Here is an 18,134-nt window from a genome sequence, read left to right on the forward strand (position 1 = left end):
TTCCATCACCAACCAGGGGCCGACGTCAACCACCCCAGGTTAAAGATCAAGTTAGCTCCTTTGCTCGTACCGCGCGCGGCTGGCCTCGATGTGCGGCACGTGCTCGATCGCCCAGCCGGCCAGCGCCAGCGCGGGCGGGATGAGGCTCCTGCCCGTCGCGGTCAGCTCGTACTCCACCCGCGGCGGGACCTCGGCGTACACCGTGCGGGCCACCAGGCCGTCGCGTTCGAGGTTGCGCAGGGTCAGCGTCAGCATGCGCTGGGAGATGCCGGGGATCTGCTGGTGCAGGTCGCTGAACCGCAGCCGCCCCTGGTCGAGCGTCGCCACCAGCAGCAGCGTCCACTTGTTGCAGATCTGGTCGAGGATCGCCCGCAGCGTCTGCCCGCCGTCCCCGCGGATCATGCAGGTGTGCTCGTCCTGCGACATGACAGCTCCTTGTGCCCTACGCACACGCGTGTGCCTTTTGTACGCCTCCCGGCGCTGCTCCATCATGACTGCTCGTGGAGCTCGCATACTGGATCGTCGCCGCACTGCTCGCCCTCTTCTACGCCTACGCCGGCGGCAAGAAGGTCGCCCAGACCAGGGAACAGCTCCAGCCGATGATGGGCTGGGTCGACCGGGTCCCGATGCCGCTGGTCCGCACGATCGGCACGCTGGAGCTGCTCGGCGCGCTCGGCCTCGTCCTGCCCCCGCTGACGGGCATCGCGCCGGGGCTGGCGGTGGCCGCCGCGACCGGCCTGCTGTTGATCCAGGTCGGCGGCATCGCGCTGCACCTGTCCCGCGGCGAGGCCCGCCTGATCGGCCTGAACATCGCCCTCCTGGCAACCGCCGCGGTGACGATCTGGCTGGCGACGGTCTGGCTCTAGGCCGCAACAGGTACAGTCGGCCGCCGAACAGCCCAGCGGCTGCGTGGTGAACGGCGAGCACCTCGGGTAGCGCTCAGCTCAGCGGCGCGCGGGTGGCCGCGGCCGACGAGCGGCGGGACGAGATCGACCACACCAGGACGCCGACGGCGACCGAGAACAGCAGGACGGCCAGCGTGACGATGAGCGCCGGCACATGCTTGATGTCGTAGCCGTTCTGCACGATCTGGGCCAGCCCGGACACGCCGACGGCCGCGATGATGGCCAGCATCGTGTCCAGGCGGGCGCGGCGGCTGCGCTCCAGCCGGGCCTCCGCGACCGCCTCCTGCTCGGCGCGGCGGGCGGCGAGCTGACCGATCAGCAGCTGCAGCCGCTCCTCCAGCACCTGGTCGATCTTCGCGTTGAGGTCGCGGGCGCGGGCGGCGAACTTCGAGGCGTCCAGGAAGGCCGAGACGATCGCCGCCGCGCCCGGCGCGGCGACCAGCGATGGCGACTCGATGGTGGCGATCGTCGAGCGGGCCTCGATGGCGAACGCGTGCAGCGCGCTCTTCACCTGGTCGAGCCGGCGGGCGAGCCGGGTCAGCTCGTCGAGGTCGGACAGCTGCTGCTCGACGGCGCGGGTGATGTCGCGCTGCAGGTCGACGCTGTGCTGGTAGTGGCTGCCGATCTCGCTCAGCCAACCGGTGAACAGGCCGTCGAGTGCGGCGACGAACTCGGCGACCGACGCCCGGTTCTCCGCGCTGAACTCCGGCGAGGCGAGCATCACCACCGCCGTGGTGTTCGCCGTCCGGCAGACGTGGTCGCCGACGACGCTGACCGTGCCGGGCATCCCCTCCGGGCGGGCCGGGAAGCGGGCCCACTCGGCGACCGAGCCGGTCGTGTGGTGGATCGGGTTGGTGAGCACCTGGCTGCCGGCGCCCGCGCTGAGCTCGGCGAACGTGTGGACCGGCCGGGCCGCGCCGCCGGGCCCGACGACGGACGCCGCGTACACCGACACCACGACGTGGAACATGCCGGGGCGGGCGACCACGCCGGTCCCGTCGCCGGCCCGGCCGAGGTGCTGCCCGATCTGGTGGGCGAGCCCCGTCGCGAAGTCGGACAGCCGCGGTGCCGCGGACTCGGCCGCGAAACCGATGCGCCCGGCGCCGCACTCCGGCGCGGCCAGGAACATGGCCGTGTTCACGTCGTGCGGCGAGGCGTCGAGCAGGTCCGCCTCGAAGCGCACGTAGTGGTTGCCCAGCTCGGACAGGCGCACCTCGGCCCGCAGCCGGCCGGTCTCGACGCCGTCCTCGTCGTAGCGCACCACGTCGGGCAGCTCCAGCACGGCGCCCTCGTAGCGGCGGCCGAGGGAGTCCGCGCCGTCCCACATGTCGTCGAGGTCGAGCGACTCGCGCACGCCGGTCGGCTGCACGCCGCCGAGCGTCCAGCCGAGCGCCGCGGTCCGGGCCCGCTCCACGGCGGCCTGGGCCGACAGGCCGCGCACGGCGAACGGGTACACGTAGGTCACCAGGCCCTCGTCGACCCGCGCCCACTCGCCGTCACGCTGCGCCCGCAGGGCCTCCAGGCTCAGCCGGTGCGCCTTCATGCAGCTGCGCTCGGCGTGTCCGGGCATCGCCGGGCTCGCCTCGGCCTCGGCCAGGCCGGCGATGGCCGGGTCGAGCGCCGAGGGGTCGCCGGCGAAGAACCGGGCCACCGAGCCGGCCGCGTGGGCGGTGCCGGTGTCGTACTGCTGGGCGGTCAGCGCCCGGTTGCGCAGGAGCTCCCGGAGGTCCGGATCTCCCTGTGGTACCTCGGGCACCAGCTCCAGGACCCGGCCGGCGAGCTCGACCGCCTGCCGGCTGTACGCGACCGCCCGGTCCAGGTCACCGCAGCCCATCGCGTTCTCGGCCCGGATCTCCAGGTCCACGACCCGCATCTGCAGGCACACGACCTCGACCGTCCGCCGCGCACCGGCCGGCACGACGTCCGGATGGTCCTCGACGTACGCGGTCGCGCCTGCCAGCGTCTGCCAGAGCGGCTGGTAGTGGTACGAGACGTTCCAGGCGCTCTCGGTCTCGGCGAGCAGGAAGGCCAGCAGCAGCGGCACGCCCGGCTCGTACCCGGCGACGGCCGGCAGCTGCGCGTCGAGCACGTCGGCGACCGCGGCCCGCACGGCCGTCGACTCCTGCGCGGAGGGCAGCCGCAGCCCGGCCCCGTTCCAGCGCGGCAGCCGCCGCAGCGCCCCGGTGTCCACCCCGAGCGCGGTCAGCACGGGCTCGATCGCGTCGGCGTCACCGTTCCCGGTGATGCCGAGGGCCGTCATCGTCACCGGGTCGAGTGTATGGACGCGGCGCGCGGACCGTGAGGCCCGAACGGCCCACGTCGACTCGGCGGAAGATCGCTGATCGTTCAGCTCTCGGAGCGTTTCACCGCGGCGACAGCCCTGAACGTGCGGAAGAATGGACGCCATGACGGACGGGCGGGCGCTGGTGATCGGGGTCGATCCGGCCCGCATCCCGGGGTGGGACCCCGCGCCGGTGCTGGCGGCGCTCGCCCGCGGGCGGGAGCGGTTCGGCGCGCTCGGCATCGACGCCGACTACTGCCTGGTGGACCCCGAGGACGAGCCCGAGGCGGCGGTCGCCGACGCGTTGCGGCAGCGCGACTACGCGTGCGTGGTGATCGGGGGTGGCATCCGCGGGCACGAGCCGCTGCTCGACCTGTTCGAACGGGTGGTCAACCTGGTCCGCCGGCACGCTCCCGGGGCGGCCATCGCGTTCAACCGGACACCCGAGGACACCGCCGACGCGGCGCTGCGGTGGCTCAGACCGTGAGGACGATCGTGATCCGGTCGCCCAGGTCGATGCCCTCGGCGGCCCGGACCTTGTCCTTGAGGGGCACGACGTAGCCGCCGTTCTTCGGGAACAGCGACGTCGTCCAGGTCGTGCCGCCGGTGCGGGCCGACACCGGGATCATGCCCCAGCCGTAGCTCACCTCGCCGGCCACGTCGGCCAGCTCGGTGCACTGCGGGCCGGGGACGGTCACGAAGTGGTACGGGGCCGGGCCGCGCCAGTGCCAGACCTCGCCGGTGAACTCCAGCTCCATGTGCCCGCAATCTACCGGGTATCGTCGGCTGGCGCGGCGCGGGCGGAGGTGGGGAGATGCGGACGGCGACCAGGCGGTTCGCGCTGCGGCAGGCCGACCTCGACGACGCGGCCTGCCCCGCTCCGGAGGGTGCGGCAGCGGTACTGCGGGATCGTCCGGCCATCACGATCGCCCTCGAGCACCGGGTGCACGGCGTCACCGCGATCCGGCTGGAGTTCGCGGCCACGCTGCGGCAGGACGACGACGAGTGGTGGTTCGACGGCGTGCACTGGCCGGACGACGTGCGGCCCGGCGTGCTGGTCACGGTCGTCTGGCGGCCCGCCCGGGACGAGGTCGTCGTGCGCACCGCCGGGCTCGACGAGCCGATGCGCATCGACGGGGTCGCCTACTACCACGAGTACGACCCGGAGGTCGTCACGCGGGAGTGCCGGCCCGGGCCGTCCAACCGCGGGCAGGTGCTGGCCGCGGTGCGCCGGCTGGGCCGCGTGTACGAGGACGGCACCGCGCTGTTCCCCGAGGCGGACCTCGTGCGGCGCAGCGGGCTGGGCCGCGGCAAGCGCGGGACGTTCCTGCTGCGCAACGCCGTCGACCAGCTGATCCGGGAGGGCTTCGTAACCCGGGTCGCCGGCAGCGTCGACGCGGACGGGCAGCCCTCCTACCCGGCCGTCGACGGCGAGGAGCCGGTCGGGATGCTCTTCTACGCGCCGCTCATCGAGCCGGCGGCGCTGCCCGACGACGGCGAGCACGAGACGTCCGACCGGCGCGACCACTGGGTCAGCGGGTTCGTGCGCAAGCTGCCGCCGGGGGCGCAGCCGTCGCCCCGGCAGCTCTCGCTGCACCAGCAGGCCGTCGAGGACGAGCAGGTCAGCGAGCCCCTCGCCCCGGGGTACACCTTCGTCAAGAAGCACCACCGCAACGGCTGAGCGGGCCGTCGTGGCACGGGGTCGCAGGTTCGGCGGTGGCGCCGGATAATTCGTCGCTGTGCGTGTGCTCTTCACCGCGGTCCCCATCCACGGCCACCTGCTGCCGCTGATGCCGCTGGCCGAGGCGGTGGTCGCGGCCGGCGACGAGGCCGCCGTGGCCGTGCCGGCGGCGCTGGCGCACCTGGCCGGCGACGTCCCGGTCCTGCCGGCCGGCCCGGACATCGCGACGCTGCTGGCCGAGAACGACCGCCGCACCGGCGGCGCCGACCTGGCCGACCTGAGCGACATCTTCCCGGTGGCGTCGCTGTTCGCGGGCACCCGCGTGGACCTGACGTTCGACGAGGCCCTGGCCCGGGCCCGCGACTTCGCCGCCGACGTCGTGGTCGCCGACGAGTACGACACGATCGGCCCGATGGTCGCCGCGGCCCTGCGACTCCCGCTCGTGCGGCACGCGATCGGCCTCCCGGTCTCGCCCCCGCCGCTGGTGCCGGCGATGGAGGCGCTGCTGGCACCCCGGTACACCGGACGCGGCCTGACACCCGTGGACCGGGTCGCGCTCGTGGACCCGTGGCCGCCGGCGCTGCAGGCCCCGGACTGGTCCGCACCGCCCGACCGCCTGCCGATCCGGCCCCGCACCTACGCGGGCCCGGCCCCGGTCGACCTCCCACCGGCCCGTGGCCCCCGGGTCCTGGTCACCCTCGGAACGGTGCTGCTCGACGCCGACCTGCTCGACGCGCTCGTCGACGCCGTCGCCGCGCTGGGCGACGTGGACGTCCTCGCCGCCGTCCCGCCCGGTGTCGAGCGTCCCCTGGCGGACGCCCGGCCCAACGTGCACTTCGTCGGGTTCGTCCCGATGGCGCGGCTCCTCGCGGGCGGCGTCTCGGCGGTCGTGGCCGCGGGTGGCGCGGGCACGGTCCTGGCCGCGCTGGGCGAGGGCATCCCGATGGTGCTGTGGCCGAAGGGCGCCGAGAAGCCGATGAACGCCGAACGCGTCGCGGCCGCCGGCGCCGGTGTGGTGGTGGACGATCCGGCGCGGTCGGCCGGCGCCGTCCGGCTGGTCCTCGACGACCCGGCGTACCGGGCCGGCGCGGCCCGGATCGCCGCGCAGATCGGCGCCGCCCCCGACGCCGGCGAGGTCTGGGCGGATCTGCGAGATCGACTGCGGTGGTAGCGTCGGCAGCCGTGCTCCCGACCATCGCGGTCCTCGGCGCGTCCGGGGTCTACGCCCGGCACCTCATCCCCCGGCTCACCGCGCACGGCTACCCGGTCCGCGCCCTCGCCCGCCGGCCCGCGGCGGCCACCGTCGCCGCGGCGTGCGGCGCCGACGTCCGCCACGCCGACATCTTCGAGCGTGAGTCCCTCACCGCCGCCCTGGCCGGCTGCGACGTCGCGGTCAACCTGGCGACCAGCCTGCCCGGGCCGAGCGGGCGTGGCGACTTCGCGCTGAACGACCGGCTGCGGGCCGAGGGCACCCCCATCTTCGTCGATGCCTGCCGCGACGCGGGTGTGCCGCGGGTGCTCCAGCAGAGCATCGCGCTGGTCAATGCCGCCGGCGGCGACGCGTGGGGCGACGAGGACACGGAGCTTCCACCGGACGACTCGGTCGCCGGGCGGGCGGTCGCGGCCGCGCGGGTCATGGAGGGCAGCGTCACCGGGTCCGGGCTCGACTGGGTCGTGCTGCGCGGCGGGCTGTTCTACGGGCCGGGCACCGGCCTGGACGACGACTGGTTCGAGCGGGCCCGCTCGGGCCGGCTGCGGCTGCCCGGCGACGGCCACGACCACGTGTCGCTGGTGCGCATCGACGACATGGCGGCGGCCACGGTCCTGGCGGTCGAGCGCTGGCCGTCGGGGCGCGCGATCATCGTGAGCGACGACGCGCCGGCCCGGTGGCGCGACGTGTTCGGCTTCGTCGCGGCGAGCGCCGGCGCCGATCCGCCCGCGCCGGGCGGGCGGATCGGGTTCCCGTCCTGGCGGGTGCGCAACGCGCGCGCCGCCGAGCTGCTGTCGTGGCGGCCGTTCCATCCCACCTATCGCACGGGGCTGATCCGCTGATGCGACCCTCGGTACACCTGACGATCATGGCCGGTCCGCTGAGCGGGCGGACGTTCCGGTACGAGGAGCGGACCACCTGCATCCTCGGCCGGGCCGACGACTGCTCGCCGCAGCTGCCGGACGACGACGGCCACCGCACCGTCTCCCGGCACCACTGCCTGCTCGACATCAACCCGCCCGACGTGCGCATCCGCGACTTCGGCAGCCTCAACGGCACCTACCTCAACCGCCGGAAGATCGGGCAGCGGGCCGCGGGACAGAGCCCGGAGGAGGCCGCCGGCGTGCGGTTCCCGGAGCACGACCTGACCGACGGCGACGAGTTCCGGCTCGGCCCGACCACGTTCCACGTGCGCATCGAGAAGCCTGTCGAGCACCTGCCGGGGACCCGGGTGCTGCCGCGCTGCGCGAGCTGCGGCCGCGACGTCGCCGACGAGATCGGCGAGCACCGCGGCGACTACGTCTGCGCCGAGTGCCGCGCCTCGCCGGAGTCCCTGGTCCGTGGCGCCCTCGCCGACGCCGGCCCGGCCTTCGCCGGCTACGAGGTGCTCCGCGAGCTCGGCGCCGGCGGCATGGGCCGGGTGTACCTGGCCCGCAACACCGCGACCGGCGACGAGGTCGCGCTGAAGGTGATGCTCCCGCACGTCGCCGCCGACGAGTCCGACCGCGGGCGGTTCCTGCGCGAGATCGCGATCGGCCAGGCGCTGCGTCACCCGCACATCGCGACGCTGCACCACACGGGCAGCGCGGGCGGCGCGTTCTTCTTCGCCGTCGAGTACTGCGCCGGGGGCAGCGTCCGCGAGCTCATGACGGCGCACGGCGGGACGCTTCCCGTCGACGTGGCGGTACCGCTGGCACTGCAGGCCCTCGACGCGCTGCAGTACGCCCACGAGCAGGGCGTGGTCCACCGCGACGTGACCCCGCACAACATCCTGCTCACCGGCGGCCCGTCACCCCGGGTGAAGCTCGCCGACTTCGGCCTGGCCAAGGCCTTCGACCAGGCCGGGCTGAGCGGCCTGACCCGCACCGGCACGGCCGCCGGCAAGCCGTACTTCATGCCGTACCAGCAGATCGTCAACTTCCGGCACGCGAAGCCGGCGGTCGACGTGTGGGCGCTCGCCGCCTGCCTGTACCACATGCTCACCGGCGTCTATCCGCGCTCGTTCCCGTCCGACCGCGACCCCTGGCAGGTGGTGCTCCAGACGCAGGCGGTGCCGGTCCGCGAGCGCGACCCGGCGCTCCCCCGCCCGCTCGCCGAGGTCCTCGACACCGCGCTGCGCGACCGCCCGGAGATCGGCTTCCAGACCGCGGCCGAGTTCCGCCACGCCCTGCTGGTCCGCGGCACCTGAGGATGTTCCGCCCCGTTGCGGGTAGCTGGCCGGGATGTCCCACCATCTCGACACGCCGCTGGCCGGCGAGCACGGGCAGCGCTTCATCGACGACCTCTTCGTCTTCCCCGGTACCGCCGGGACCGTCCTCGTCATGGACGTGAACTCCGACGTCACCGGCGCCCACGCCGAGCCGGGCTTCGACCCGGGGACGTCCTACGAGTTCACCGTGCGCGACGACCTCACCTTCCGCTGCTCGTTCGGCCCGCCGGACGCGTCCGGCACGCAGGCGGTCCGCCTCGACGACGGCGGCTCACTCGTCGTGGAGGGCCGCACCGGCGAGCCGGCCGGCGGCGACGGCGTGCGGCTGTGGGCCGGCCGGACGTCCGACCCCTTCTACATCGACCTGTCGCTGCTGGGCGCCGTGAACTCGGCGGTCCGCGACGGCACGGCCCCCGACCTGTCGAAGTGGCGCCCGGATGCCGCGAGCAACAGCTTCGCCGGTACCACGGTGGAGTCGATCGTCATCGAGATCTCCCACGACCGCCTGCCCCCCGGCACCCGCCTCGGCGTGTGGTGCGCGACGCGGGAGGGCGACCGGCAGGTCAACCGCGCCGGCCACCCGATGATGTGGCCGATCTTCTGGCCTGACGACGTCCACTTCACGAACCCGGCCAACGCCCGCCACCCGGCCGAGGACCGCGCCGCCGACGGTGCCTGGCTCGCCGGGAAGGTCGCGGCGGTCGTGGCCGCCGTCGGCACGTCGGACGACCCGGCCGGCTACGGCCGCACGGTGGCGGAGGAGCTGCTGCCGGACGTCCTGCCGTACACCGTGGGCACCCCGGCGACGTACACCGCCGCGGCCCGCAACGGCCGCCCGCTGGCCGACAACGCCCCGGAGGCGATGCTGTCCCTGGTGACGAACACGGCGGTCCCCTCGGGCCTCACCCCGACGGTCGCGGCGGCACAGCGCAGCCCCGACTTTCCCTACGTGGTCCCTCGCCCGTAGCCGACCGCTTCGGCGCCTGCTCAGGCGCCGGCCGGGATGCGGGTGCCGGCGAGCGCCCGCAGCCCGAGCGCCCCCGGGGCAGGCCGTCCGGGCGGGCCGGCCCGGCCGCGACGGCGAGCTGGCACAGCTCTCACCGCGCGAACTCGACGTGCTGGCCCTCGTCGCCCGCGGGATGTCCAACGCCGAGATCGCGGCCTGGCTGCACATCGGCGAGGCGACCGTGAAGACGCACGTCGCGAACTTCCTCACCAAGCTCGGCCTGCGCAACCGGGTGCAGGCGGTCGCGTTCGCGTACGAGAGCGGCCTGGTCCGCCCAGGCGACCCCGACCCGTAGCTGTCCCCGCACGGACGCCGACGGTCAGGGCCGGGTTGCGCGGGGCGGGGTGAGCTGTGCGAACTCCGCAGCGTCCGTCAGGGGCAGCATCACGCGCAGGGTCGTGCCCTCGCCCAGTGGGCTCGTCAGGTCCAGCGTGCCGCCCAGCGCCTGGACGCGGTCCGTCAAACCGGTCAGGCCCGTGCCGGCCGCCGGGTCCGCGCCGCCCGCGCCGTCGTCGCGGACCGTCAGGTGCAGGTGGTTGCCGTTCGTGGTGGCCTCGACGCGGACGTGCGTGGCCTTCGCGTGCTTGGCCGCGTTGGTCAGGGACTCCGCGACGATGTAGTACGCGGCGACCTCGACCGGCTCCGGGAGGCGGGACTCCAGCCGGACGGCGAGCTCGACCGGGACGGCGGAGCGGCGGGCCAGGGACTTCAGGGCCGAGCGCAGGCCGCAGTCACTCAGGATCGCCGGGTGGATGCCGCGGGAGATCTCGCGCAGGTTCTCCAGGGCGCCCGTCAGCCGGCGGGTCACCCGGGACAGGCGGCCGCGCAGCTCGGGCAGGCTCGGCGGGACGCTCGCCTCGCCGTCGGCGACGTCGATGGCGATCGCGATGAGCTGCTGCTGCATGCCGTCGTGCAGGTCGCGTTCGATGCGGCGGCGGGCCTGGTCGGCGGCGACCACCACGCGGGCGCGGGAGGCGGCCAGGTCGGCGCGGGCCTGCGCGTTGGCGACCGTGGTCGCGATCAGCTCGGCGTACTCCGCCAGCCGCGACTCCGCGTCGCGCGCCGGCAACCGTTGCGTGGTGACGGTCGCGGTCACCACACCCCACAGGCGGCTGTCGACCATGATCGGGGCGCCGAACGCGCAGCACACGTCCTGCTGCTGCAGGTGCGCGGCGAGCGGGCCGCGGGCGCCGGCGTAGGTGTCCATGCGGGCCGGGCGGCCGCTGCGGTACACCGCCGCCGAAACACTGTCGCCGTCGAGGTTCAGGGTCGTGCCGACCGGCAGGTCGATGCCCGGCGCGCCCCAGGCGGCGACGACGGTCGCGGTACCGTCGTCCTCGAATCGGGCGATGTGGGCACCATCCGTGCCGGACAGGCGGCCCAGCTCGGTCGCGACCGCGTCGAGGACCTCGGGCATGGCGGCGCCGCGGGCCACGTACGTGGCGATGCGTCGCAGGGCCGCCTGGGTCCTGCCGTACCGCACCAGGTCCTCCACGTTGTGCCGGATGGAGCCCGTCATGGTGTTGAGGGCCCGGTTGAGCCGGCCGACCTCGCCGGCGCCGGCGTCGGGCACGCTGCTGTCGAGCCGGCCGTGCGCGACCTGGTCCGCCATGACGGCCGCCTCCCGGACCGGCCGGACGACCACCCGGTGGAGGTACGCGATCATGCAGCCGCCGACCAGGGTCGCCGCCGCCAGGCCGGTGATCACCGTGCCGAACGCCTGCTGGGTGGCCGTCCGCGCGTCCGCCGACTGTTCGGCGGCCAGCCGCTGCTCGTCCGCGGCGAGCGCGTCGAGCTCGGCCCGCAGTTCGGCGACCCGCCGCTCGTCCTCGCGGAGCGTCTCCACGCTCCCGGCGGACGGGTCGCCGCGCTGGGCCGCCTCCAGCACCCCGGCGGCGTGCTCGTCGGTGTACGACTGGCTGTGCTGGGTGATGCGCCGGGCCTGCTCGGCCTGCGCGGGAGTGTCGGCCAGCCGCTCCAGGCGCGCGGTCCGCTCGGCGAGCTGCACCCGCTGCCCGGCCCAGGTCGCGAGCAGCGCCGGGTCGCGGGTGGCGACGAAGCCCCGCTCAGTGCGGTCCATGTCGAGCAGCAGCTCCTCGACCTCCTCCTCGGTGGCAAGGGTCTGCGCGGATCTCGACGCCGGGTGTTGGACGGCGCGCTGCTCGCCCATCGCGACGATCAGCACGGCGAACACCGCGCCGACGATGACGAGCAGCAGGAGGCTGCCGATGATCATCCGGGGAATCAGCCCAGCATGCATGGGCTACCCCTTTCCCCGTATACCGCGTTCAGAACGGCGGCTTGCGGGGTAGAGCCAGCCAATGCGCGAGCTGCCGCACCAGGTGCGCGCCGGGTGGCGCTCGGCCGCAGGACGCTAGCCCAGGCGGTCCTCCAGGGTGGCCCGGTCGCCCCCGTCGCCGGCCATCCGGGCGCGGGCCCCGGCGTCGCCGCGCAGTGCCCAGCGGAGGAAGTCGGTCGTCACCGCGGCGACGGCGTCGAAGTCGCGGCCCGGGCCCAGGTACGGGTCGAGGTGGTCGCCGTTGGGCACGTCGAGCAGCGCCTTCGGCCAGGCCAGCGGCTCGTACGCCTCGGTGCTCCCGGCGAACTTCACGACGGTGTCCTGGCGGCCGTGGACGAAGAGGATCGGTGCCGGGGCACCGGAGTACCCGACGCCGAACGGCCACTGGCCGCCCGCGAGGACGATGCCCGCGGTGAGCCGATCGTCGCGGTGCCGGGTGAACATGCCGACGGTGGTCATGCCGCCCAGCGAGTGCCCGGCCGCGGCGATCGCGGCGCGGTCGACGTGCCCGGCGAGGGGGTCGCCGGCAGTGGTGTCGAGGGCCAGCACCGCCGTCAGGACGGCGGCCGCGTCGGCCGGCTGGTGCACGATGTCGTCGTCGTCCAGCTGCTGCGACCCGCGGGCCGAGTGGGGGTACGTGGGCGCCACGACGACGAACCCGGCCGCCGCCCAGGCGTGCAGCAGCGGCCGGTAGTCCTCGGGCCGCCGGGTGTACCCGTGGCTGAACACCACGACGGGCAGCCGGCCGGTCGCCGCCGCGGGGTGCAGCAGGAGTGTGGGCAGCGGCCGGTCGGCGCCGTTGGCCAGCTGGAGGGTCCGCTCGAGGACGGCGTCGGGAGTCGGGGTGACCGCGGCCGGTTCGCCGGCGCAGCCGGCCAGCAGGACGGCGGCGAGGATCAGAGCTGGGAGACGCGCCATCACCCGATCGTGACATCGTCGTGCATCGCGCCGATACAGTGACGAACCATGGTGCCCGAGGAAGGCGCGCTGGCCCCCGCGGTGGTCGCCGACGCCCTCGACGTGCTCGGTGACGTCCCGGACTGGCGGCTGCCGCCGGCGCGGTGGCCGCACATCACGCGGCTCGTCCAGGCGATGGCCGTCGCCGTCCAGGCCCGCGACTCGGTGGCGCTCGACGCCGCCACCGCGCGGCTCGAACTGGCCAGCCCGCACCGGATCACGGTGCTCGGCGCGGATCCGGTCGTGCCGCCCCCGTCGCCGCTGCAGCTGCTGCAGAACCACCTCTACCACGCGCTGGAAGGCACGATCGAGCCGCTGCCGCCCGAGCCGGCGCCGCGGGCGCGGACCGACACCGCCACCACCGGCCTGGTCAAGCAGATCCTGGTCGTCCACGTGTTCGCGCCGGCCGACGGGCCGGACGCGGCCGCCGCCTACGCACGGATCCGGCAGCTGTGGACGGCCTGCGGCGACGTCCTCGGCGCGGCCGAACCGATCGAGGCCCTGGACCTGCCGGCCACCCTGCCCGCAGACCTGCCGACCAGGACCGCGGTCGCGGCCCGGCGATCCGCGGCAGGGTCCGAGCAGGTGCAGGCGATCGTCCGCCGCGAGCACGACACCATCGTGCTGTCGGTCGCCGCGGAGGCGCCGCCGGCCACCTGGGCGCAGTGGGCGGGCCGGTGGGCCGAGGCGGGCGCGGACGGTGACGACGACCCGCTCATGGCCGTTGTCACGATCTTCGCCGGTACCGTCGAGCAGCCCCCGTACGCCACCGCCGCCACGGCCCGGGCCGTGGCCGGCGCGCTCCCGCAGACCCCGGACGACTTCTGGCAGGGCGAGGCGACCGCGCTGGGCGAGACCGTGCTGTGGCAGCTGCCGCCCGCGGGCGACGGGCGGCGCCGCCGGCTCGTCGCGCTCGCGGACGCCCGCGACGAGGACCGGCTCAATGCGCTGGTCTGGTCGCGCGGGGGTACCGAGCTGTCCCCGCTGACGCAGTACCTCCTGCACGCGGCGAAGGCCGCCTACGAGCGGCGGGCCCGCGACGCGATGGCGCCGCGCCTCACCGACCTGCCGGACGCCGAGGGCTGGCTGGACGGGCTCGGTGACGCGGTGCAGATCGCCCGCGACAACATGGTCGACGCGCTGCGCGTGGCCGGGCTGGCCGGGCCGGCCGGGCTTGCCGAGGCGCCGGCCGGCGGCCCGTTCGGCGCCGACCTCGCCGCTGCCGGCACGCTCCTGCGGCAGCTCGAGTTCGACCGCAAGCACCTGCGACGCTCCGCCGGGCGCAGCGCCACCCGCGCGGACCAGCGTGCGACGCCGACGATCGGCCTGGTGACGGCGCTGCCCGAGGAGTTCGCCGCCATGCTCACCCTGCTCGACCGGGCGGTCGAGGCGCCCGTGGCGCGGGACCGGGCGGCCTACCGGCGCGGCACCGTGCCGAGCGCCGACCCCGCCCGCCCGCACGAGGTGGTCCTGACCCTGCTCGGCGAGACCGGCAACGACGCGGCCGCCCACGCCGCCGCCCACCTCGTGCGCAGCTTCCCGTCGGTCAACCAGATCGTCATGGTCGGCATCGCCGCCGGCGTGCCCGCGCCGCACGACCCCGCCACCCACGTGCGGCTCGGCGACGTCGTCATCGGCACGTGGAACGTCGTCGACTTCGACCACATCGTCGACCGGCCGGGCGGCCCGCAGCGCCGCCAGGAGTTCCCGCGCCGCTCCGCCCTGCTGGCACAGCGGGTCAAGATGCTGACCGCCGGCGAGCTGCGCGGGGAGCGGCCGTGGGAGGCCCACCTGGACCGGCTGACCGGCGAGCTGCCGCGGTTCGCCCGGCCGGACGACCGTACCGACGTGCTGTTCTCCGACGACACCGACTTCGCCCGCGTCGTGCCGCACCCCGACCCGGTCCGCAGCGCCCACCGCCCCGGGCGCCCGAAGGTCCACGAGGGGCGCATCGGCAGCTCCGAACGGTCCGTGCGCAACGCCGCCACCCGTGACGAGGTCGCCCGGCGCCACCAGCTGCGCGCGATCGAGATGGAGGGCAAGGGCATCGGCCGGGCCGGCCACGCCGACGGCCGCGACTGGTTCGTCGTCCGCGGCGTCAGCGACTACGGCGACCGCTGGATCGACAGCGACTGGCGCTACTACGCCGCCGCTGTCGCGGCCGCCTACGTGCGCGCCCTGCTCGAGGTGTGCCCGCCGGTCGACCCGCACGGCGGGCACACCGGCGGCGCCGAGGCCGGCTGACGTCCGGGCCGGGACCGGCACCTACTGCATCGCGCGGCGGTACAGCTCCGTGACGGCGGCGATGTCGGCGGTGGCGAGGCCGGACGCGGCGGCCTGCTCGTAGCGGTGCCGCACGGCGTCGGCCGCCGGCAGGTCGACGTCGGCGTGCCGCGCGACGTCGATGGCCAGGCCGGCGTCCTTGGCGCCGAGCGTGGTGCTCCACCAGCCCTCCGTCGCGCCGGTCAGCACGTCGTCGAAGCGGTTGCGCACGCCGTCGACGAGGGGGCTGGTGGCGAGCAGGTCGCGCAGCTGCGCCTCGCGAAGGCCGCCGGCGCGCCCGACGGCGAACGCCTCGGCCAGGGCGACCACCTCCGAGAGCAGCAGCATGTTCGTCGTCAGCTTCGCGGTCAGGGCGAGCTCCGGCGAGTCGTACCACCGGACGGTGCCCGACAGCGCCGCCGTCACCGGCCCGATCCGGTCCACCGCCGCACGGTCACCGCCGGCGAGCAGCACGGCATGCCCGTCACGCACGGCCTCCGGGCTGCCGAGGACCGGCAGCGAGACGAACCGGGCCGGGAACGCGCCGGCCAGCTCGCCGCCGAGCCGCGGGGACACCGTCGACGAGTCGACGTACACGGCCGACTCGCCGAAGGCCGGCTGCAGCTCCCCGAGCGCCACCGACCGTACCGCCTCGTCGTTGGCCAGCATCGTGATCGCCACGTCGGCGCCGTCCACGGCCTCGCCGACGGTGACCGCCTCGCGCGCACCGGCGGACACCACCGCGCCGGCCTTGCCGGGCGAGCGATTCCACACCGTCACCCGGTGCCCGCCGTCCAGCAGCCGGCCGGCGAGTGCCCGCCCCATCCGGCCCATCCCCAGTACCGCGACATCCACGTCGCCGTCGGTTCCCGCCGCGACGGCGGCCAAACCCGCCCGGCGGGACGGGTAAACCGGTTGCCGCGCCAGCACCGGCCCGGCAGGCTTCACCGATGCTCATCCAGCGGGAGACACCAGCGCAGATCGCGGCCATCCACGCGGTGACGGCCGCCGCCTTCCAGCACCCGGACCACCCCGGCGAGCCGCCCGCGGAGGCCACCCTCGTCGACCAGCTGCGCGCCGACGCCGCCTGGCTGCCCGCCCTGTCGCTCGTCGCGGTCGACGCCGGCGCCGTGGTCGGGCACGTGGTCTGCACCCGGGCCCGGATCGGCCGGGCCCGGGCCCTCGGCCTCGGACCGCTCAGTGTGCACCCCGACCACCAGCGGCGCGGTGTCGGCTCGGCCCTGGTGCACGCCGTGCTCGGCGCCGCCGACGCGCTCGACGAGCCGATCGTGGTGCTGCTCGGCTCCCGCGCCTACTACACGCGGTTCGGCTTCCGCCTCGCCGGGGAGCTCGGCATCACACCGCCGGTGCCGCAGTGGGAGCCGCACTTCCAGGCCCGCACCCTCACCACGTTCACCCCGGCGCTGCACGGCCCGTTCGCCTACGCCGAACCGTTCAACCGGATGTAGCCGCGCCGTCCGCCGGCCCGGGCCACTCGCGGGCGTCGTCGTCGGGGACCTGGCCCGCGGGGCGCAGCGCGGGATGGCCGGCGAGCGCCTGGTCGAGGGCGGACCGCTCATCGTCGGTGAACGCCAGGAAGTAGATGCCGTGCAGCCGCGTGCCGGGCGTCGCCGTCAGGTGGAACGCGGCGGCGTCGACCAGCTCCGCGGCGGTCGCGGCCACGGGCGCCCCGGCCCCGCCGGTGCCCAGCATCGGGAAGAGGATCGTGCGGACCTCGGCGTCCTCCCGCGCGAGCCGCTCGGCCTGGGCGAGGGCGTTCGCGACGCACACGCCGACCCGCCGGACCTGCCGGAAGCCGGCGCCGGGCTCGCCGTGCACGGCGGCGACGTGGATGATCCAGCGCACCGCGTTGGTGCCGGCCAGGCAGCCTGGGGCGGTGACGAACGCCGCGCCCGGCGCGACCGGGCGGCGCCCGGCGACGGCCTTGGCGAGCGCGTCGGCGATGACGTCGTCGACGACGTGCCCGGCGGCGTCGCGGCTTGCCCCGTTGTACCGGATGATGCTGGAGATCGAGAACTCGTTGAACCGGGCCATCTCCATGTCGGTGTTCTCGCTGTTGACCCAGATGTCCACGTCGTGGACCCGCATGATGCGGCCGGGCCGGATGCCGATGACGCAGCCCGGCGCGTGCGGGGGCGCGAGCGTGAACGCCGAGGGGCGCTCCGCCGGCCGCGGCTGCGGGCCCGCCGGGCCGGTCCACAGCCAGGCCCGGCCGTGGAACTCCTTGGTCCGCACGTCGATCGGCCGGAACTCGGCGGACCGCACGCCGGCGTAGGCGTGGAGGTAGGCGTGGAGCTGGTCGGAGACCGCGAACACGAGGTCGCTGCCCGGGCGGTCGGCGAGCGCCCGGCGCAGCGCGTCGCTGTCGACCAGCCGGCCCGCCTCCACGATCGCGTCGCCGGAGAAGCCGATCGCCGCCGGGCCGAGCGGGCCGATCACCGCGGCCATCCGCAGCCGCATCCGGTCCCGGTAGCGGCGGTTGTCCTCGGCGAGCGCCTCGGCCGCCGAGCGCAGCAGCCGGGCCAGGGCGCGGTGCACCTCGACCTCGCTGGGCAGGAAGACCACCATGCCGTCGCCCGTGCCGTGATGGCGGGTGTCGGCGAGGCGCAGGTTCAGGTCGCGCAGGACCTCGTCGACGAGGGCCGCCACCCGCTGCTGGAGATCGACCTGCTCGGATGCGGTGCGCCGGCCGTAGCCGGCGACGTCCACGACGAAGCCCATCCGGACGGCCGTGGGGAACCCCATGACTTCAATGTAGGTCAGCGGCCCAGGTGGACGTAGGGTGCCCAGGCGCCGGGGCGGTCCGGCCAGCGCTCGCGCAGGTGCCGCACCGCGTCGCGGACCGCGCCCGCCAGGCGTTCGGGGCGCAGCCGGTCGCCGTCGACGACGCCGCGGTACAGCTGATCGGCGAACCGCACCGAGACCCGGTCGGCGACGGGCCACAGCGTGCCCACCACCTGGCCGAACCCGGCGAGGTGGAACGCGGCCGCGATGTGCACCGCCTCGGTGGCAAGGTCCGCGCGGGTGCGGTTGCTGCTGCACGCGGCGAGCACGGCGACCTGCCCGTCGAGCCGCCGGGCGGCGAGGTCGGCGACGCTCAGCGGCCCGTCGGCCAGCACCAGGTGGCTGCGCGACGGCTGGTCGAGGTCGGCGGTCGCGTGCCCGCTGAAGTGCACCCAGTCGTGCGCGTGGAGGGCGGGCACCACCCGGGCGGTGTCGGCGGCGGCGCCGGGCAGCACCGTGCCGCGGGCAGTCACGATCGCGGCGGCATGCGGTCTCCGGGGCGACTCGCGGGGATCTTGT

Annotated in this window: 17 protein-coding genes and 1 pseudogene; 10 read left to right on the plus strand and 8 right to left on the minus strand. The window is 75.2% G+C overall.

Annotated elements, in window-relative coordinates; all coding sequences use genetic code 11:
- Nucleotides 1-51: 51 nt before the first annotated feature.
- Nucleotides 52-426 (minus strand): helix-turn-helix domain-containing protein, encoded by a 375-nt coding sequence (locus ABZS66_RS52245; protein ID WP_354770800.1) that lies wholly within the window; start codon nucleotides 424-426, stop codon nucleotides 52-54.
- Nucleotides 427-500: 74 nt separating this feature from the next.
- Between ABZS66_RS52245 and ABZS66_RS52250 the strand changes: the two genes are divergently transcribed.
- Nucleotides 501-866, plus strand: a complete 366-nt coding sequence (locus tag ABZS66_RS52250; RefSeq protein ID WP_354770802.1) for a DoxX family protein — start codon at nucleotides 501-503, stop codon at nucleotides 864-866.
- Nucleotides 867-939: 73 nt separating this feature from the next.
- Here ABZS66_RS52250 and ABZS66_RS52255 read toward each other — a convergent pair whose 3' ends face one another.
- On the minus strand, nucleotides 940-3,171 hold the full coding sequence (locus tag ABZS66_RS52255) for a hypothetical protein (RefSeq protein WP_354770804.1): 2,232 nt from the start codon (nucleotides 3,169-3,171) through the stop codon (nucleotides 940-942).
- 139 nt (nucleotides 3,172-3,310) lie between these two features.
- On the opposite strand from ABZS66_RS52255, the gene ABZS66_RS52260 reads away from it, so the two are divergent.
- Nucleotides 3,311-3,673, plus strand: a complete 363-nt coding sequence (locus ABZS66_RS52260) for a hypothetical protein (protein ID WP_354770806.1) — start codon at nucleotides 3,311-3,313, stop codon at nucleotides 3,671-3,673.
- Here the strand turns inward: ABZS66_RS52260 and ABZS66_RS52265 are convergent.
- Nucleotides 3,663-3,944 carry a DUF1905 domain-containing protein gene (locus ABZS66_RS52265; protein ID WP_354770808.1) on the minus strand — a complete coding sequence of 94 codons (282 nt, stop codon included), beginning with the start codon at nucleotides 3,942-3,944 and terminating at the stop codon, nucleotides 3,663-3,665. The genes ABZS66_RS52260 and ABZS66_RS52265 overlap by 11 nt on opposite strands.
- Before the next feature lie 56 nt (nucleotides 3,945-4,000).
- On the opposite strand from ABZS66_RS52265, the gene ABZS66_RS52270 reads away from it, so the two are divergent.
- The 6 genes and pseudogenes from ABZS66_RS52270 to ABZS66_RS52295 form a co-directional block, all read left to right on the plus strand.
- Nucleotides 4,001-4,867 (plus strand): hypothetical protein, encoded by an 867-nt coding sequence (locus ABZS66_RS52270; RefSeq protein ID WP_354770810.1) that lies wholly within the window; start codon nucleotides 4,001-4,003, stop codon nucleotides 4,865-4,867.
- Nucleotides 4,868-4,925: 58 nt separating this feature from the next.
- Entirely contained in the window at nucleotides 4,926-6,038 is a 1,113-nt protein-coding gene (locus tag ABZS66_RS52275; protein WP_354770812.1) for a glycosyltransferase, read from the plus strand.
- An 11-nt stretch (nucleotides 6,039-6,049) separates the two neighbouring features.
- Nucleotides 6,050-6,919 carry an NAD(P)-dependent oxidoreductase gene (locus ABZS66_RS52280; RefSeq protein WP_354770814.1) on the plus strand — a complete coding sequence of 290 codons (870 nt, stop codon included), beginning with the start codon at nucleotides 6,050-6,052 and terminating at the stop codon, nucleotides 6,917-6,919.
- A 26-nt stretch (nucleotides 6,920-6,945) separates the two neighbouring features.
- Nucleotides 6,946-8,265 (plus strand): protein kinase, encoded by a 1,320-nt coding sequence (locus tag ABZS66_RS52285; RefSeq protein ID WP_354770816.1) that lies wholly within the window; start codon nucleotides 6,946-6,948, stop codon nucleotides 8,263-8,265.
- Nucleotides 8,266-8,299: 34 nt separating this feature from the next.
- Nucleotides 8,300-9,253 (plus strand): DUF4331 family protein, encoded by a 954-nt coding sequence (locus tag ABZS66_RS52290; protein WP_354770818.1) that lies wholly within the window; start codon nucleotides 8,300-8,302, stop codon nucleotides 9,251-9,253.
- A 121-nt stretch (nucleotides 9,254-9,374) separates the two neighbouring features.
- Nucleotides 9,375-9,587: pseudogene (locus ABZS66_RS52295) on the plus strand (helix-turn-helix transcriptional regulator); the annotation flags it as partial.
- 24 nt (nucleotides 9,588-9,611) lie between these two features.
- Here ABZS66_RS52295 and ABZS66_RS52300 read toward each other — a convergent pair.
- The gene (locus ABZS66_RS52300) at nucleotides 9,612-11,552 is read right to left on the minus strand and encodes an ATP-binding protein (protein ID WP_354770820.1); all 1,941 of its coding nucleotides are present in this window, start codon (nucleotides 11,550-11,552) and stop codon (nucleotides 9,612-9,614) included.
- A 114-nt stretch (nucleotides 11,553-11,666) separates the two neighbouring features.
- Nucleotides 11,667-12,509 carry a chlorophyllase gene (locus tag ABZS66_RS52305; protein ID WP_354770822.1) on the minus strand — a complete coding sequence of 281 codons (843 nt, stop codon included), beginning with the start codon at nucleotides 12,507-12,509 and terminating at the stop codon, nucleotides 11,667-11,669.
- Between the two features lie 48 nt (nucleotides 12,510-12,557).
- On the opposite strand from ABZS66_RS52305, the gene ABZS66_RS52310 reads away from it, so the two are divergent.
- The gene (locus tag ABZS66_RS52310; RefSeq protein WP_354770824.1) at nucleotides 12,558-14,792 is read left to right on the plus strand and encodes a CATRA conflict system CASPASE/TPR repeat-associated protein; all 2,235 of its coding nucleotides are present in this window, start codon (nucleotides 12,558-12,560) and stop codon (nucleotides 14,790-14,792) included.
- 21 nt (nucleotides 14,793-14,813) lie between these two features.
- Here ABZS66_RS52310 and ABZS66_RS52315 read toward each other — a convergent pair whose 3' ends face one another.
- Nucleotides 14,814-15,758 (minus strand): NAD(P)-dependent oxidoreductase, encoded by a 945-nt coding sequence (locus tag ABZS66_RS52315; RefSeq protein WP_354770826.1) that lies wholly within the window; start codon nucleotides 15,756-15,758, stop codon nucleotides 14,814-14,816.
- 2 nt (nucleotides 15,759-15,760) lie between these two features.
- On the opposite strand from ABZS66_RS52315, the gene ABZS66_RS52320 reads away from it, so the two are divergent.
- The gene (locus ABZS66_RS52320) at nucleotides 15,761-16,279 is read left to right on the plus strand and encodes an N-acetyltransferase (protein WP_354770828.1); all 519 of its coding nucleotides are present in this window, start codon (nucleotides 15,761-15,763) and stop codon (nucleotides 16,277-16,279) included.
- Here the strand turns inward: ABZS66_RS52320 and ABZS66_RS52325 are convergent.
- Both ABZS66_RS52325 and ABZS66_RS52330 read right to left on the minus strand, forming a co-directional pair.
- Nucleotides 16,266-17,576 (minus strand): macro domain-containing protein, encoded by a 1,311-nt coding sequence (locus ABZS66_RS52325; protein ID WP_354770830.1) that lies wholly within the window; start codon nucleotides 17,574-17,576, stop codon nucleotides 16,266-16,268. The two genes, ABZS66_RS52320 and ABZS66_RS52325, sit on opposite strands and share 14 nt — an antisense overlap.
- A 14-nt stretch (nucleotides 17,577-17,590) precedes the next feature.
- Nucleotides 17,591-18,134: CHAT domain-containing protein (locus tag ABZS66_RS52330; protein WP_354770832.1), on the minus strand; the 544-nt coding region annotated here is incomplete at its 5' end.

Source organism: Dactylosporangium sp. NPDC005572, assembly GCF_040605515.1.
Classification (GTDB): domain Bacteria; phylum Actinomycetota; class Actinomycetes; order Mycobacteriales; family Micromonosporaceae; genus Dactylosporangium.

What these genes read in the sequence shown, in the direction of transcription:
- ABZS66_RS52270 (WP_354770810.1), top strand. Translation starts at nt 4,001, where the DNA reads ATGCGGACGGCGACCAGGCGGTTCGCGCTGCGGCAGGCCGACCTCGAC.
- ABZS66_RS52325 (WP_354770830.1), bottom strand. Translation starts at nt 17,576, where the DNA reads ATGGGGTTCCCCACGGCCGTCCGGATGGGCTTCGTCGTGGACGTCGCC.
- ABZS66_RS52245 (WP_354770800.1), bottom strand. Translation starts at nt 426, where the DNA reads ATGTCGCAGGACGAGCACACCTGCATGATCCGCGGGGACGGCGGGCAG.
- ABZS66_RS52305 (WP_354770822.1), bottom strand. Translation starts at nt 12,509, where the DNA reads ATGGCGCGTCTCCCAGCTCTGATCCTCGCCGCCGTCCTGCTGGCCGGC.
- ABZS66_RS52265 (WP_354770808.1), bottom strand. Translation starts at nt 3,944, where the DNA reads ATGGAGCTGGAGTTCACCGGCGAGGTCTGGCACTGGCGCGGCCCGGCC.
- ABZS66_RS52300 (WP_354770820.1), bottom strand. Translation starts at nt 11,552, where the DNA reads ATGCATGCTGGGCTGATTCCCCGGATGATCATCGGCAGCCTCCTGCTG.
- ABZS66_RS52320 (WP_354770828.1), top strand. Translation starts at nt 15,761, where the DNA reads ATGCTCATCCAGCGGGAGACACCAGCGCAGATCGCGGCCATCCACGCG.
- ABZS66_RS52290 (WP_354770818.1), top strand. Translation starts at nt 8,300, where the DNA reads ATGTCCCACCATCTCGACACGCCGCTGGCCGGCGAGCACGGGCAGCGC.
- ABZS66_RS52260 (WP_354770806.1), top strand. Translation starts at nt 3,311, where the DNA reads ATGACGGACGGGCGGGCGCTGGTGATCGGGGTCGATCCGGCCCGCATC.
- ABZS66_RS52285 (WP_354770816.1), top strand. Translation starts at nt 6,946, where the DNA reads ATGGCCGGTCCGCTGAGCGGGCGGACGTTCCGGTACGAGGAGCGGACC.
- ABZS66_RS52310 (WP_354770824.1), top strand. Translation starts at nt 12,558, where the DNA reads ATGGTGCCCGAGGAAGGCGCGCTGGCCCCCGCGGTGGTCGCCGACGCC.